The sequence below is a fragment of the Rhodococcus sp. FW305-130 genome, assembly GCF_058788335.1.
The window spans coordinates 65,452-79,342 of record NZ_JBYTAP010000008.1; the positions used below are offsets into that span (position 1 = coordinate 65,452).

Annotated in this window: 16 protein-coding genes; 3 read left to right on the forward strand and 13 right to left on the reverse strand. The window is 62.6% G+C overall.

The features are described from left to right. Position 1: 1 nt before the first annotated feature. The 6 genes from atzF to AC3WQS_RS23880 form a co-directional block, all read right to left on the reverse strand. On the reverse strand, positions 2-1,711 hold the full coding sequence (gene atzF, locus AC3WQS_RS23855) for an allophanate hydrolase (RefSeq protein WP_492712824.1): 1,710 nt from the start codon (positions 1,709-1,711) through the stop codon (positions 2-4). A 17-nt stretch (positions 1,712-1,728) separates the two neighbouring features. Then, positions 1,729-2,430: a GntR family transcriptional regulator gene (locus tag AC3WQS_RS23860; RefSeq protein WP_019744458.1), complete on the reverse strand. Its 702-nt coding sequence runs from the start codon at positions 2,428-2,430 to the stop codon at positions 1,729-1,731. Positions 2,431-2,506: 76 nt separating this feature from the next. Beyond that, entirely contained in the window at positions 2,507-3,040 is a 534-nt protein-coding gene (locus tag AC3WQS_RS23865; protein ID WP_019744457.1) for a carboxymuconolactone decarboxylase family protein, read from the reverse strand. Continuing rightward, complete coding sequence (locus tag AC3WQS_RS23870) at positions 3,037-3,843, reverse strand: SDR family NAD(P)-dependent oxidoreductase (RefSeq protein ID WP_046378183.1); 807 nt, start codon at positions 3,841-3,843, stop codon at positions 3,037-3,039. Before AC3WQS_RS23870 ends, AC3WQS_RS23865 begins: the two co-directional genes overlap by 4 nt. 97 nt (positions 3,844-3,940) lie before the next feature. Then, positions 3,941-5,137 carry an MFS transporter gene (locus AC3WQS_RS23875; RefSeq protein WP_492712825.1) on the reverse strand — a complete coding sequence of 399 codons (1,197 nt, stop codon included), beginning with the start codon at positions 5,135-5,137 and terminating at the stop codon, positions 3,941-3,943. Between the two features lie 9 nt (positions 5,138-5,146). Further along, positions 5,147-6,136, reverse strand: a complete 990-nt coding sequence (locus tag AC3WQS_RS23880; RefSeq protein WP_020906723.1) for an LLM class flavin-dependent oxidoreductase — start codon at positions 6,134-6,136, stop codon at positions 5,147-5,149. A 227-nt stretch (positions 6,137-6,363) separates the two neighbouring features. On the opposite strand from AC3WQS_RS23880, the gene AC3WQS_RS23885 reads away from it, so the two are divergent. From AC3WQS_RS23885 to AC3WQS_RS23895, 3 genes are read left to right on the forward strand one after another with little or no spacing between them, the layout of a single operon-like run. Next, positions 6,364-6,993 carry a SipW-dependent-type signal peptide-containing protein gene (locus AC3WQS_RS23885; protein ID WP_019744453.1) on the forward strand — a complete coding sequence of 210 codons (630 nt, stop codon included), beginning with the start codon at positions 6,364-6,366 and terminating at the stop codon, positions 6,991-6,993. A 7-nt stretch (positions 6,994-7,000) separates the two neighbouring features. Continuing rightward, positions 7,001-7,618, forward strand: a complete 618-nt coding sequence (locus AC3WQS_RS23890; protein WP_230544111.1) for a hypothetical protein — start codon at positions 7,001-7,003, stop codon at positions 7,616-7,618. 10 nt (positions 7,619-7,628) lie between these two features. Further along, positions 7,629-8,237, forward strand: a complete 609-nt coding sequence (locus tag AC3WQS_RS23895; protein ID WP_020968888.1) for a signal peptidase I — start codon at positions 7,629-7,631, stop codon at positions 8,235-8,237. A gap of 352 nt (positions 8,238-8,589) precedes the next feature. On the opposite strand, the gene AC3WQS_RS23900 is transcribed toward AC3WQS_RS23895, so the two are convergent. The 7 genes from AC3WQS_RS23900 to urtB form a co-directional block, all read right to left on the reverse strand. Beyond that, complete coding sequence (locus tag AC3WQS_RS23900) at positions 8,590-8,811, reverse strand: hypothetical protein (RefSeq protein ID WP_125461331.1); 222 nt, start codon at positions 8,809-8,811, stop codon at positions 8,590-8,592. Positions 8,812-9,078: 267 nt separating this feature from the next. Beyond that, a complete protein-coding gene (locus AC3WQS_RS23905; protein ID WP_155404258.1) occupies positions 9,079-9,489 on the reverse strand; it encodes a hypothetical protein in 411 nt (136 codons plus the stop codon). A 190-nt stretch (positions 9,490-9,679) separates the two neighbouring features. Next, positions 9,680-10,369 (reverse strand): GntR family transcriptional regulator, encoded by a 690-nt coding sequence (locus AC3WQS_RS23910; RefSeq protein WP_020968890.1) that lies wholly within the window; start codon positions 10,367-10,369, stop codon positions 9,680-9,682. A gap of 1 nt (position 10,370) precedes the next feature. After that, on the reverse strand, positions 10,371-11,063 hold the full coding sequence (gene urtE / locus AC3WQS_RS23915) for an urea ABC transporter ATP-binding subunit UrtE (RefSeq protein WP_003941544.1): 693 nt from the start codon (positions 11,061-11,063) through the stop codon (positions 10,371-10,373). 3 nt (positions 11,064-11,066) lie between these two features. Continuing rightward, positions 11,067-11,903 (reverse strand): urea ABC transporter ATP-binding protein UrtD, encoded by an 837-nt coding sequence (urtD, locus tag AC3WQS_RS23920; RefSeq protein ID WP_019744448.1) that lies wholly within the window; start codon positions 11,901-11,903, stop codon positions 11,067-11,069. Next, entirely contained in the window at positions 11,900-13,006 is a 1,107-nt protein-coding gene (gene urtC / locus AC3WQS_RS23925) for an urea ABC transporter permease subunit UrtC (RefSeq protein ID WP_020906728.1), read from the reverse strand. Before urtC ends, urtD begins: the two co-directional genes overlap by 4 nt. Further along, positions 13,003-13,887, reverse strand: a complete 885-nt coding sequence (gene urtB / locus AC3WQS_RS23930) for an urea ABC transporter permease subunit UrtB (RefSeq protein ID WP_003941514.1) — start codon at positions 13,885-13,887, stop codon at positions 13,003-13,005. Before urtB ends, urtC begins: the two co-directional genes overlap by 4 nt. Between the last annotated feature and the right edge of the window lie 4 nt (positions 13,888-13,891).

Sequence of the window (13,891 nt, forward strand, 5' to 3'; positions counted from 1 at the left end):
GTCAGCGAGAGAGGTACGCGGCCCAACCGCCGTAGCCGGTGATGTCAGCTGCGCCGTTTACGGCGTCATGAGTGCAGCTGAAACCGACTGTCGTTCTGCCGTCCGATAACTCGACGCTGGTGAGCGCCATCGGCGCGGGCAAGGCGGCGAGGAACGTTCCCAGGCCAGCCGGTGAGATCCGGAAGATCTCGCCGACGACTGGTGCCCCGAGTCCGGGTCCACGGCGTACCAGGCCGGGCTTCGGGGGCGTCGTGTCGAGAGCGAAGAGCCGGTAGGCATCCGAGGTCGTGACGGTTTCGACGTACCGCGCGCCGAGGTCGACCAACTGTGTGTTGAGCGGTTGCCCGCGCAGGTGAGCGCCGAATACTGCGAGGTCGATTCCGGTATTCACGAGGGCGGGTGAAGGCACACCACCGAGTCGCGCAGCGAGGTCGATGGCGATCTGGTCGTCGAAAGCGGGTACGACGAACATGACGCCGAACGGGTGATCTTCGGCAGTGCGGTGTCCGGGCGCCGCGACGGCCGCCATGTCGAGCAGGTTGCAGAAGTTGGTGAAAGTTCCCATCCGGCGGTTGATTCCGAATGGATCCTCGGTCACGGCAGCGATGGTCGGATGTTCGGTGGTGGTGGGAAGCAGTAGGGCGTCGAACCCGGCGAGGAGTTCCCGGGCGGCAGCCTTGGCCTGGATGAGAGCGTCGAGATCGTCGACTAGCTGGTATCCGGTGGGGTGCTTCGCGCCGAGCACGATGTCGGACACCGCGGGATCTGCTCCGGCAGGGCGGGTTTCGAGGAACTCGCCGGCAGCGGCGTACCGCTGCGCCACCACGGCGCCGTCGTAGAGCAATCGGGCCGCGTCGAGCAGCCCGGAGATGTCGACGGTCTCGGTCTCGGCGCCGCCGGCTACCAGAGCTGTCACAGTGTCCTGAAATGCTGCCAGATACGACGGGCTAAGTTGAGCGAGATCCTCGATTCGGGGGACCGCGACGCGGGGATTCGGCGCCGCCGCGAGACGAACGTCGGAAGGCCAGACGCGGCTGCGGGGATCTCGAGGTTCGTGGCCGACCATGATTGCCGCTGCCGCGGTTGCCGATTCGAGGTCGCCGGCGAACACCGTCAGAGCGTCGTAGTCGATGCAGGCGGGCACTACTCCGTGGACGGGAATGACACCGAGCGAAAGCTTCAGTCCGTAGATCCCGTGGAACGCTGCCGGTACCCGGCCGGAACCGGCGGTGTCGGTGCCGATTCCGATGTCTGCAATCCCCAGCGCGACAGCGACGGCGGATCCGGAGCTACTACCGCCCGAGATCAACTCTTCGTTCCAGGCGCAGCGAACGGCTCCGTACGGACTACGCGTTCCGACCAGTCCGGTGGCGAACTGGTCCAGATTGGTCTTCCCCAGAACAACAGCTCCGTGCTCGATCAACCGTGCAACGGCACTGGCAGTTTCATCCGGCGCATACGCGAATTCGGGGCACGCCGCTGTGGTCGGCAGACCGGCGACGTCGACGTTGTCCTTGACGGCGACCAGGCGCCCAGCCAGGGGAAGGTGCTCGCCTGCGGCGAGTCTGGCCTCCACCGAGGCGGCATCGGCAAGCACATCTTCCTTGCGGCGCAACGTGATCCAGACTTCGGGGCGATCTACTTCCTCGATCCGCTGGAATGCCTGCTCGACCCGGGCTGTCGGGGTGAAAACTTCTGCTGCGATGGTCATGGTGTGTACTGCTCCGATCAGTCCGTGATGTTGGCGAGTGAGAGCGCGGTGATCGCGCGGGTCACCCGGTCGAGGACGACGTCGAGAGACTCGCCGATGTGCTGGTGCAAAAGCGTGCGGGCTTCGGGCAGATTGCCGGCACGTAGTTCTTCGAGGATTCGAATGTGCTCCGCGATCGAGGTGTCGATGCGGCCGTTGACCATGAAGTCGTACATCCGAACGTGCCGGATACGGGAATTCACCGACAGCAGCGACGCGACCAGTTCATTGTTTCCCGACGCCCTCAGTACGGCGACGTGGAATTCCTCGTCCAGTTCGACGAACCCCGGTTCCTGAGCCGGCGGATCGAGAGCCAGGGCACGCCACCGCACCAACTCGTCGTCGAGGATTGTTCGGTCGTGCCGGATCGTCGGATCTGCGATCGCCCGGGTAATTCCTTGTAGTTCCAGAGTGATTCGGAGTTCGTACAGATCTCGGATCCGCGGGATGCTCGGGCGCACGGCGGAGAACCCGTACTCTTCCCGGCGCAGGAGTCCATCGGCGCACAGCATCGTCAACGCTTCCCGTACCGGTGTGCGAGAAATGCCGAAACGCGTGGAGAGTTTCGGTTCCGTCAGGCGCTGATCGAACCCGATAGTCCCGTTGACCAGTTCGGTGCGTAGTTCCCGGTAGACCACCTCACGCAGTGGCTCCGGCGCCGTATTCATCCCTGTCGACATACCTGTATACGCTATTGATCAGGTGTTTCGTCCAGATGTCTTCGGGTAAGAGCTGAGTTACGGTCGCCGCGGAACTTCAGGAGAAGTCGCGCTGAACCCGCAAGGTTCCGATCGTGGTGGCCAGGCCGTCGTACTGAGTGACCAGCAAGGTGAATTCGATCAACCGACGATCGTCGAGATGCTGCGAGAGCGTTCCCCACGTGTTGTCGGTGATGTCCTTGGTGGTGACCAACTCGTCGACCGCAGTCAAGATCGCACGGTGACGCGGACTCAACTCGGAAGCGCCAGGGCCCTCGATGATTCGGGCCAGTTCTTCTGCGTCGATTCCGGCTTTGCGGCCGAGCCTGATGTGGTGATCCATCTCGTAACCGCAGTCCCGCAGGTGCGCGACCCGCAGGATGATCAGTTCGGTGTCGTGGCGAGAGATCTTGCCGCCGGGCATGAGTGAGCCGGAGTAGTGCAGCCAACCGCGGAAGAGCCCGCCCGTGCGCCCCAAGGTGCTGAACAGATGCGCATCGGGTGCTCCGGCAGCCTTCGACAGGACACGCCAGATTCCCCAGTTGATCGGACCGAGATCTTTGAATCGGCCGGGCGGGATGCGGGGGTTCATGCGACTCCACGGATGTGAGAGGGACGGAGGTCGATAGCTCGTTGCGCGATGTGGCGAACCGCAGCGCTGCGGCGGGGCGCGTGTACGCGTGACTTCCGGCCGACGATACCGCGCTCGAACGCGTCGACGGCGTCAGCGACGGTCGTGGTGCCGGCGCTGGCGAGGGTTCCGCGAGCGCCGTCGAAAGAGAGTGCGGTGGTATCGGTGTCGATGTCTCCGATATACGCGACGCCCACCTTGGTACCAAGGTGTTTCATTTCCAGGCGCAACGCGTCACCCAACGCTTCGACACCGGCGCGCGAAGCACCGAACGGTCCGCGAAATGGGTGCTTCGCCGCGCCGTGGGCCGAGGCGACCACCAGGGCGTAACCATCTTCGTGACTGATGTGGGGCCCCGCTGCGCGCAGGGTGTAGTACGTGCCCATGAGGTTGACTTCGACTGCGCGACGCATGTCTTCGACGTCTCCGCCGAGGATCGACGAATTCGCCTCGACGCCGGCATTGGCCACGACGACGTCGATGCCTCCCAGCTTCTCGGCGATGTAGTCGACGCCGCGAGATACCTGCTCGGGGTCGGCGACATCGCACAACTGCCAGGGTGCGCGGCCGCAGGAAGTGGCGACCTGCTCGAGAAGTTCCGGCTCGAGGCCGAGCAGTCCCACGGACGCACCACGGTCGTACAGGCGTCTGGCCAGCGAAGAACCGATATTACGGGCAGCACCGGTGATCAGGATGCGCCGACCCCTCAGATCGTCGGCACTGCTCTTGCCCGATTCGGCCTTGCCCGCCTCGCTCTTACCCATGTGCTGTGTCCCTACGCAGTTACCTTCTGGTGCTCCGACGCTAACACCGCCGGGTAGCTGCGACTGCAAGTACCGCCAACTCCGTCCGAACGGGTGTTCAGACCGATGCGGCTTCGAGACGCGGATGTGACGTGGAAGCCTGGGTCGACCGCAATCGACGGAATCGGACCACGGCAACGATGGCGGCAACAGCGGCGAGGATCACCAACGGCAGTGACGGACCCATCGTGGGTTCGATGACAACCAGTAGCACCGGCAGTCCGAATCCGAGATAGGTGCCGACGTAGAAGATCCCGGTCAAAGCGCCCCGCGAGGCCGGGGGAGCCAGCGACTCGAGGTCGAGCAGTCCCTCACGCAGACACAGTCCGTAGGCCGTACCGAGGACGAGCGCGCAGACGATGAACAACCCGAGCGCGGGGTGCGCGCCGCCGACTGCGACCAGGCAGTATCCGAGTGCCGCCAGTGCGGCGCCTGTCGTGCCGGCCTGAGGACCCCAATTGCGATGGCGCGCAGCGGTTTGAACCAGGATTCCAGCACCCAGAGTCAGCGCCGCCGCGAAACCCGGAAGGAGAGGACCTGAGTAGCGGTCCCCGAGCCTGGCCGTCATGGTCACGAAAGACACTGTTGCGCTGGCGAACACCCATGGCGCCAACGGAAGTGCCCAGAGCAGTGCGGCCTTCACACCGGTTCCCGACCGCTCTGCGCGGTCGGGAATCTGTGTGAACATCGCAGCTTTGGTGGGAGCAGGAGTACGACTCCACACAGCTGCCGCGGCAACCGAACCCACCGACAAGACGGTCGAGACGACAAAGGGCGTAGCGAGTGGGAAGGCGGCAAATTGTGCCAACAGACCCGAAAACAGTGGTCCCAGTGCAAAACCCGAGGTGAGTACTACGCCCGCCATCACGGTTCCGGACTTACCGCGAAGGTCAGCTGCCCACGCGGTACCGGCGCCGATTGCCAGACCGGCACCGATACCGACTACGAGGCGCCCGACCATGAGCCCGGGCGCGTCGTGCCAGAGAAGAAGAATCAAGGTTCCGAGCGAGGCTATGAGTGCTCCGGGAAGGACGACTACAGCTCGGCCGACGCGGTCCGACACTGCTCCACCGGTCAACAGGCCGGGTAGGAGTCCGAGCGCGTAGATACCGAAAACACCGTCGAGCACGGTATGCGAAAGGCCCTCGTCCACCCGGAGAACCGGGATGAGCGAAGCAAAGTGGTTGGCGGCCCAACCCGTCGAAAGTAGTACGGCCAGTACCGAGATGAACCCGCGACGGGATGGATCGCCCATACCGGCAGCTTAGGCGGGCACCAGATCGCTCACGTCGGCGAGGAGTTCGAACGTGCGCAACCATGCCTCGCGGTTGGTGCCGGTCGACACCGTGATCAGCTCGTCAGCCTGCGCATGCTCGGTGAACTCGTCGAGGTACGCACGCACCTCGGCGGGCGTGCCGATGGCGCTGTACTTGGTCATTTGCAGAACCTGCTGACCGGCGGGGGAGTCGAGCAGCATGTCCGCTTCGTCGTCCGTGAATTTGCGTCCACGCCCGAGAAGAAGACTGACGCGCGAACGCTTGGCTGCGAGGAAGTCCTGCTGAGCCTGCTCGTGGGTGTCGGCGGCGATGACGTTGACGCCGGCGATGACGTACGGCTCCGCCAACTGCTCCGACGGCTTGAACTCGCGTCGGTAGATTGCGACGGCGTCGCGCAGGGCGTTGGGGGCGAAGTGCGAGGCAAATGCATACGGCAGGCCGAGCATCGCGGCGAGCTTGGCGCCGAACAGTGACGATCCGAGAATGTAGAGCGGAACGTGAGTGCCCTTACCGGGAACGGCATTGATTCCGGGGACGCGCGAGGTGTCGCCGAGGTAGCCCTGAAGCTCGAGTACGTCCTGCGGGAAGCTGTCCGAAGAACTCGGGTCGCGTCGCAAAGCCTGCATCGTCTTCTGATCACTACCGGGCGCGCGGCCGAGACCGAGATCGATTCGACCGGGGTGCAAAGTCTCGAGGGTGCCGAACTGCTCGGCGATCGTCAGCGGTGCGTGGTTGGGCAGCATGATTCCACCGGCGCCGAGGCGGATTTTGCTGGTGTTCGCGGCGACGTGGCTGATCAGAACGCTGGTTGCCGAAGACGCGATGGAACCCATGTTGTGGTGCTCGGCGTACCAGATTCGCTTGTAGCCCCACTCCTCGGCACGCTGCGCCAAGGTCACGCTGGCGTCGAAGCTGTCTTTGGCGGTTTCGTCGTCCCCGATGTGGGCGAGGTCGAGGATGGAAAGTGGTACGGCCATGGAGGTGGAGCCTTTCTCAGCGAATAGAACGCAAGCGTCGTTGGAAGGTGCAACCATCTGGCCGGCTTTCCTATTTCCCCCTGGTCAACGCCCACGGATGGCGGCGAGGAGGAGAAGGCGTCAAGTCTTTGTCTCAATTTCGGTCATTTCGGATATTTCGGGTGAAAGTGGGGGCTAGATTTCCCGAATCGGAGGTTCTTTCGCATTCCAAGTGAATCGAGACCAGCATGGCCACTGATCGGAAGGCTGTAAACAAGCGCAAAGTACGTGCATTACTAGCCGGAGGACTTGTCCTCGGTATCGGCGCCGCTGTCACCTTGGCAGCGTGGACAGACAATGTTTTCGGCGACGCGCAGTTCAAGACGGGAAGTTGGAATCTCCAGGGCAGTTTCGACGGACTGACGACCTGGGGTGAGTATCAAGTCGACGCTTCCGCCGGCCACTTCCAATTCAGCACGGGATTCAACACACTCGCACCCGGAACGACGGTATATGCGCCGGTAGCGCTACGGATCGGTCCCACGGCCAGCACTTTCGGCGCGACGGTACAACTACTCGGTGCGACGGGCGGTGATGCCGATCTCAAACCCGCCCTGCGGTACTCGGTGTATCGAGGTGTCTCCTCCACGGCCTGCACGGCGGCGGGAATTGGAGCAGGCACAGCATGGGTGGGCACGACAGCTAGTCCGGTGGCCTTGACGGCAGGTTCGGGTTCGGATGTCGCCTTGCTAGGCACGGGTGTGCCGGTCGAACTGTGCTTCGCGGTCACGCTGCCCGCCGGAGTCGACCCCTCGATCGTGTCGGGCAAGGACACCGGGCGCTTGCTCTGGCAGTTCACCGGCCAGTCCACCCCCTGACGCCTGCGTGGTCACACGGCGAATGCGTCAGGTGTACGCACTGGCGGCCTCGGGACTCGTCCTGGGTATCGGTGCAACCACCGTGGCTGCCAGTTGGGTGGACAGCACGATGGGCGATGCATCGTTTCGCACCGGAACCTTCGGAATCGAGTCGAACGTCGGCGGTGGATGGTCGTCGCATGCATCCAGTGCCCCTGGCATTTTCACGTACACACCCTCGGCGCTCCTGATTCGCCCCGGTGCGTTCTCGTACGGCCCGATATCTCTTCGAACAGTGCCGGTCTCGCCGGCAGCATCCGTCACTCTGCAGGCGGCCACGGTTGCCGGCGACTCCACTCTGGCGTCGGCGCTTCGGTATCGGGTGGTCAAGTCGACGACCTGTGATGCGTCAGCCTTCTCCACGGGAACACCACAATTCGTGGTGGGAAGTGCGACGGTGTTTCCGTCGCTCTCAACTGGTTCCGCAGTCGGGGCCATCGCGCTACCCGCCGGTGGAGCGTCCCCGGGCGCCGCGGTGGCGCTGTGCTTCGAGATTTCGCTGCCCGGAACCTCGGCCAATTGGAGCAACTCGGCGCTGACCGGCAAAACGGCAACTCCCACTTGGCAGTTCAGTGCAACACCCTGAAGGAGCTGCAATGCCAATACGTGCCCGGACAACACATGCCCGGACGAAGAAGCGTTCGGCCCTGACGATCATCGGGGACTGCATCCTTCAAGTTCTCGCTGCCGGTGGGGTTGTTTGTATCGCTTTGGTGATCTGTGCCTTCGCCTTCGACATCACACTGATCATGTTCAAGACGGGTTCGATGTCGCCGACCATTCCGACGGGTTCGCTCGCCGTAGTGCGTGAAGTACCGGCGGATTCCGTCGAGGTGGGCGACGTCGTCACCGTCGATCGGGGAGTGTCCGAACTGCCGGTGACCCACCGGGTCGTCTCCGCTCGTACCCAGGACAACGGCATCACGATTCTCGATCTCAAGGGTGATGCCAACGCTTCGGCTGATCCCGCGGTATACGAGGTCACCACGGTCCGAAAGGTGCTCTGGCACGTTCCGGGATTGGCGCGGGTGATCGTCTACTTCTCGAATCCTCTTGTGCTGGGGGCGATCACGCTGACCATGGCCGCTTTGGTGGTCGCGGTATTCTGGCCGCGCAATACCGATGGCGACGATGATGCCGACTCGGCCGACCCGAAAACCGAACCCATTCAGGTTCTTCTACCGCCGGACGGCGGGAGGCAATGAAGCGTCGCCACCTGTTCTCAGTCATCGTATTGGCAGTTGCGGTTGTTCTGGGCTCTGGTTTCTCGTCTCACCCACTGTTCGGAGAGACCGAAGCGGCGTGGACAGACTCCGAATACGTGACCGGTCCGATTTCCACCGGTTCATGGACGACGAGTGGGTACGGCAGAGGCGCCGGCGGGCTCGGGTTGTCCAGTGGCGGAATCGTGATAGATCTTTTCGGCAGTTCGATGTTCGAAGGTGTCTCACAACAGAACACGATTGGAAAAGACCTGGACACAACCAATCTGGTGGTTGCAAAGCTGCTGGGTGTCAACTCGTTGTCCCGGACCGGATCGATCTCGTCGTGCGCTGCCTACTCGGTCGGGCAGCCTGCGAGCGGCCGCTGCCAGTCGGCAATTGTTTCGGATACCGATGCGACGTCGACACTCACCTCGATGACCGTGACAGTGAACTTGCTGTCTCTACTGGGGATTGATCTGGTAAGTGCGCCGATAGTCACTGTGGCATCGCCGATTACGGCAGGGGCTGCGTGCGATACCTCGAACAGGGCATCGGTATCGGCGAGTAGCCCCACGAATCAGGTGACGGTGGGATCTCGCGTCCTCACGATTCCACAGCCTGCCGAGAACGGATCGGTGACGGTGACAGGGGCGGACGCCACTGTGAACGCCGCTGGCTTGGCGACGATTCAATACACGAACATCAAGCTCGTGAGCACGCGAACGTCCACGGCAACAACGGCGCAATCGACGCTGAGCGTGAGTCTTTCGATGGCAGCTTTTGCGATTCTGGGGGCGCAGATACTGGGCACCACAAACGTGACGTTCAATCTTGTAACGGCTCAATGCGGAATTGGCACCGCGACATACCCGGTCACGCCGCTGAGCCTCGCAACCGGATTTGCTGCGCGTGCGGTCAGCCCGACGCCTACTTCGGTGAGCGAACCCCCGTCATCGACGACTTCTTCGACCACGGCAGCTGAGACCACAGCAGCTGAGACCACAGCAGCTGAGACCACAGCAGCTGAGAACACTGCAGGGATGACGACCACCGCGTCTGTGCCGACATCGACAGCAACCCCGACATCGACAGCAACGCCGACATCGACAGCAACGCCGACATCGACAGCAACGCCGACAACGACGGCTACACCAACCACGAGTACACCGGCTCCGGCGGACCCAATCGGGACAGTAATCCAGGGGCCCGTCGGTTCGAGTATCTCCGCCTTCACCACGGATGACGGACTCACCTGCGACGTTGCGCCTGATGCGGACTACACGAGCGAAGTTTCAGTCGAATGCTCGGACGGCACAACGGGTACGGTCCCCGGTTCTGAACTCGGCCCGAAGCCAACCGTACCGGGGGAGTACCTCAGGATCCCCCTGACGAGAGACCACGTCACCGAAGTCGTCACCCTGAAGTCAGCGACACGAAGCTGATCAGTTACGCACGGCATTGGCCATGGCGGCGAACGAGAGGGCCTGACGAGCACGGTCGAGGACAACCGCACGAGAGATGTCGATGTGCGATACCAGCGCCTCGTGGGCTTGCGGAATCTTGCCGTCCAGCACCAGTTCGACGACGGAGATATGTTCCTCCACGGTGGCCTTCATACGGTCGGGAGTCAGGTAGTCGAACATCCGCACGGGGCGCAGCTTCGAGTTGACGGCCTGCAAGGCGTCGACCAACGCGTGGTTTCCGGACGAGGCGAGGAGCGCGATGTGGAACTCCTCGTCGAGCGTCACGAAACCGGCGTCCGGTACCGGCATCTGTTTGAGAAATGCGTACCACTTGTCGAGCTCGGAACCGAGCGCGTCTCGATCATGAGCGGGGGCCTCACCGTCGAGTACCCGACGAAGCCCGTGCACCTCGAGGAGTATGCGCAGCTCGTAGAGGCCACCCAACTCGTCGAGGTGCGGTCGGTACGGAAAGAGTCCGTGTTCGTCGCGCTCGACCAGCCCGTCGGATTCCAACTTTGCGAGCGCTTCGCGCACCGGTGTTCGCGAGACACCGTAGAGATGGGCCAGGCGTTCCTCGCCCAGTCGTTCCGAGGGCGCGATCTGACCGGACATCAGATCGTTTCGGATCGACCGGTAAACCTGTTCGCGCAGCGGCGGCCGCACACTCATGTCAGATTGCCATCGCTCGACGAACCGCCTCGGTGGACGTGGTGCCGCCCTCACCGGTCGAGGTCACGTGTCCGGCCGCGAGAATGCTGTAATGCTGAGCAGATTGGAGCGCGAAACCGATGTGCTGCTCGACGAGGAGGACACCGAGATCGCCGCGCTCGGTGAGTTCCATGACGGTTCTTTCGATTTCGGCGACCACGTTGGGCTGAATGCCCTCGGTTGGTTCGTCGAGGATGAGGATCTTGGGCTCGGTGATCAAAGCGCGGGCGATGGCAAGTTGTTGGCGCTGCCCGCCGGAGAGAAGTCCCGCGCGACGGTCGAGGAGTGTGGTGAGCGCGGGAAACAGATCCAATGCCTCTGCGATGAGTGCCTTTCCGCGTTTGCGCCCGTCGGCGACCACCCGAAGATTCTCGGCAGTTGTCAGTTGTCCGAACGACTGCTGACCCTGCGGTACGTAGGCAAGTCCGCGAGCGACGCGGGCGCTCGGCCGTAGTCCGGTGATGTCCTCACCGTTCAGAAGTACCTTTCCCCGCGTAGGTTTGATCAGACCGACGGCGGCGCGCAGCAAGGTGGTTTTACCCGCACCGTTGTGACCCATGACTGCCGCAACCCCGTCACTGGGAACCAGTAAGGATACGCCGTGGATTACTTCGGTGCGTCCGTAGCCGGCGCGGATGTCGACGAGCTCGAGCATGATTCAGTCCTCCGGGGTCGGTTCGGTGTCGGCGCCGAGATCGGTTCCGGCAGCGGCTGTGCCGAGATAGACCTCTTGCACCTTGGGGTCGGCTTGAACCTCCGCCACAGTTCCTTCGGCGAGTACTTTCCCAGCGGCGAGCACTGTGACGGACGTGGCGAACGATCGCATGAAGTCCATGTCGTGCTCGACCACGACGACGGTTCGTGCACCGCCGATGCGACGCAGAAGGTTTCCGGTCTCCTCGCGCTCCTCCAGGCTCATCCCAGCGACGGGCTCGTCGAGTAGTAGCACGGAACAGTTCTGCACCAACAACATTCCGATTTCGAGCCACTGTTTCTGCCCGTGCGCCAGAATGCCCGCGGGAGTGTCTCTGAGGTGCTCCAAGCCGGTTGTCTCCAGAGCCTCCTCGATCTCGGGGAGCACACCTTTGCGCCTTCGGAGCAGGTTCCACGCCGATCGACCGGCTCCCGCCGCGATGTCGAGATTCTGCAGCACCGAGAGTTCTTCGAAGACGCTTGCCGTCTGGAAGGTTCGCCCGACGCCGAGGCGGGCGATCTTGTGAACCTTCTTGCCGAGCAGTTGCTCGCCGGACTTCGTGATCGAACCCGTCGCGGGAACGAGTCCGGTGATGGCGTCGACCAGCGTTGTCTTTCCAGCCCCGTTCGGGCCGATGAGAAACCTGAGGTCGCCCTGCATGAGGGTCAAGTCGACGCCGTCGACGGCCTTGAAACCGTCGAAGCTGACCGAAAGGTTCCGTACTTCGAGGTACTCGGACGACATTCCGGCGTTGCCGCCCAGTGCCGGTGTGGGTTCGCTGGTGGCGGTTGTGTTGGTCATGACGACACCTCCACTGGTTCGGGTTGGGAGACCTTGACCGGCGGGTCGGCCGGGGTCTCACGCTTCTTGCGGTGGCGCATCAGGGCGAACAATCCGGCCACACCTGCCGGGAAGAACCCGACCACGACGATGAACATCAACCCTTGTGCGTAGATCCATCCCGAAGGGAGTTTCTCCGAGAATGTCGACTGCGCCCAAGCGACGCCGATCGCACCGAGTACCGGACCCAGAAGCGTTGCGCGGCCACCGATCGCGACCCCGATGAGGAAGGCGATTGACGGAACGATCCCGACGTCGGCGGGGGAGATGATGCCCACGATCGGAACGAAAAGCGCACCGGCGATACCGGCGAGGAACGCCGCGGTCACGTAGGCGACCAGTTTGATGTTCGCCGGATCGTATCCGAGGAAACGTACGCGCTCCTCTTGATCGCGGACGGCGACGAGGAGTTCGCCGTATCGGGAGTTCATCAGCTGGCGAATCAGAGCGACCGATGCGAGAAGAACTCCGGCGGCGATGAAGAACAACATCTGCTTGTTCGCCGGATCGTTGAGGTTGAAACCGAAGAACGTGCGAAAGCGGTTGAGGCCGTTGCTGCCACCGATCGACTGCTGGCCGATCAAGAGGATCGCGAAAGCCGCGGCGAGTGCTTGCGAGAGGATCGCGAAGTATGCGCCCTTGACTCTCCGCTTGAACACACCGAGTCCGAGGAGAAAGGCAACAGCGCCAGGCAGGAAAAGGATGGCGAAGATCGCCACGAATGGCGAGGCGAACGGTTGCCAGTATCCCGGAAGTTCTGTTTTGCCGGCGATGGACATGAAGTCCGGGACCGCGTCGCCCTTGAGTTCGGCATCGGCGATCTTGAGGTGCATCGCCATCACGTACGCGCCGATTCCGAAGAAGACGCCCTGGCCGAGCGTGAGCATTCCGCCTCTGCCCCAAGCCAAGCCGATGCCGACAGCGACTATGGCGAAGCACAGGAATTTGGCCAACAGTGACAGCCTGAAGTCCGAGAGCACAGCCGGAGCGATGGCGAACAGCACGATCGCGGCAAGTGCAAAACCGCCCCACACCCGAATTCGGGAATTGTTCAGGATGCTCATACGAGGCTCCTCGTCTTGACTGCGAACAGGCCCTGCGGCCGAACTTGAAGGAAGACGACGATGATGACGAACACGATCACCTTCGCGATCGACGCTGTCGTCGAGTACTCGATGAACGAGTTCAAGATGCCGAGGGCGAAGGCTGCGATCACGGCTCCCTTCATCTGACCGAGACCGCCGACGACAACAACCAGGAAGGCGTCGATCAGATAGGACTGGCCGATGGTCGGGCTGGTGGAACCGATGAGCGTCAACGCGACACCCGCGACGCCGGCGAGTCCGGAACCGAGGAAGAAGGTCGTGATGTCCGTACGACGAGAGGAGATTCCGCTCGTCTCGGCCAGATCGCGATTTTGCACGACGGCCCGGATGCGTCTACCCATCGACGACTGCTTCAGCGCGACCGAAAGCGCGATCACCGCTGCGATCGCCAACACCAGAATGAAGATGCGGGTTTTCGGTACCACGGCGCCGAAAATATCGACCCCGCCCGAAAGCCAGCTCGGCGCCGAAACATTGACTGCCGGCGCGCCGAAGATGTCGCGCGCCAACTGCTGAAGAATCAATCCGACGCCGAATGTCACCAACAGGGTGTCGAGGGGTCGGTGGTACATCCGCGATACCAGGACCACTTCGAGCACGACACCCATCAGTCCGCCGACGACAAAACCGACCAGCAGAGAAATGATCAACGATCCCGTTGCATTCGAGATCACCTGCTGCACTACGTATGCGGTGTACGAGCCGGCCATGATGAACTCGCCGTGTGCCATGTTGATGACACCCATCTGCCCGAACGTGAGAGACAATCCCAACGCAGCCAACAGGAGAATCGATCCGATACTCAAACCCGTGAACAACTGTCCGATCACAACATCCATGACA

Bases quoted from the DNA above. Each gene is read 5' to 3' on its own strand.
- AC3WQS_RS23910 (WP_020968890.1), bottom strand. From the start codon at position 10,369: ATGAGTGTGCGGCCGCCGCTGCGCGAACAGGTTTACCGGTCGATCCGA.
- urtE (WP_003941544.1), bottom strand. From the start codon at position 11,063: ATGCTCGAGCTCGTCGACATCCGCGCCGGCTACGGACGCACCGAAGTA.
- AC3WQS_RS23895 (WP_020968888.1), top strand. From the start codon at position 7,629: ATGCCAATACGTGCCCGGACAACACATGCCCGGACGAAGAAGCGTTCG.
- AC3WQS_RS23875 (WP_492712825.1), bottom strand. From the start codon at position 5,137: ATGGGCGATCCATCCCGTCGCGGGTTCATCTCGGTACTGGCCGTACTA.
- AC3WQS_RS23860 (WP_019744458.1), bottom strand. From the start codon at position 2,430: ATGTCGACAGGGATGAATACGGCGCCGGAGCCACTGCGTGAGGTGGTC.
- AC3WQS_RS23880 (WP_020906723.1), bottom strand. From the start codon at position 6,136: ATGGCCGTACCACTTTCCATCCTCGACCTCGCCCACATCGGGGACGAC.
- urtB (WP_003941514.1), bottom strand. From the start codon at position 13,887: ATGGATGTTGTGATCGGACAGTTGTTCACGGGTTTGAGTATCGGATCG.
- urtD (WP_019744448.1), bottom strand. From the start codon at position 11,903: ATGACCAACACAACCGCCACCAGCGAACCCACACCGGCACTGGGCGGC.
- AC3WQS_RS23870 (WP_046378183.1), bottom strand. From the start codon at position 3,843: ATGGGTAAGAGCGAGGCGGGCAAGGCCGAATCGGGCAAGAGCAGTGCC.
- atzF (WP_492712824.1), bottom strand. From the start codon at position 1,711: ATGACCATCGCAGCAGAAGTTTTCACCCCGACAGCCCGGGTCGAGCAG.
- AC3WQS_RS23865 (WP_019744457.1), bottom strand. From the start codon at position 3,040: ATGAACCCCCGCATCCCGCCCGGCCGATTCAAAGATCTCGGTCCGATC.
- urtC (WP_020906728.1), bottom strand. From the start codon at position 13,006: ATGAGCATCCTGAACAATTCCCGAATTCGGGTGTGGGGCGGTTTTGCA.
- AC3WQS_RS23885 (WP_019744453.1), top strand. From the start codon at position 6,364: ATGGCCACTGATCGGAAGGCTGTAAACAAGCGCAAAGTACGTGCATTA.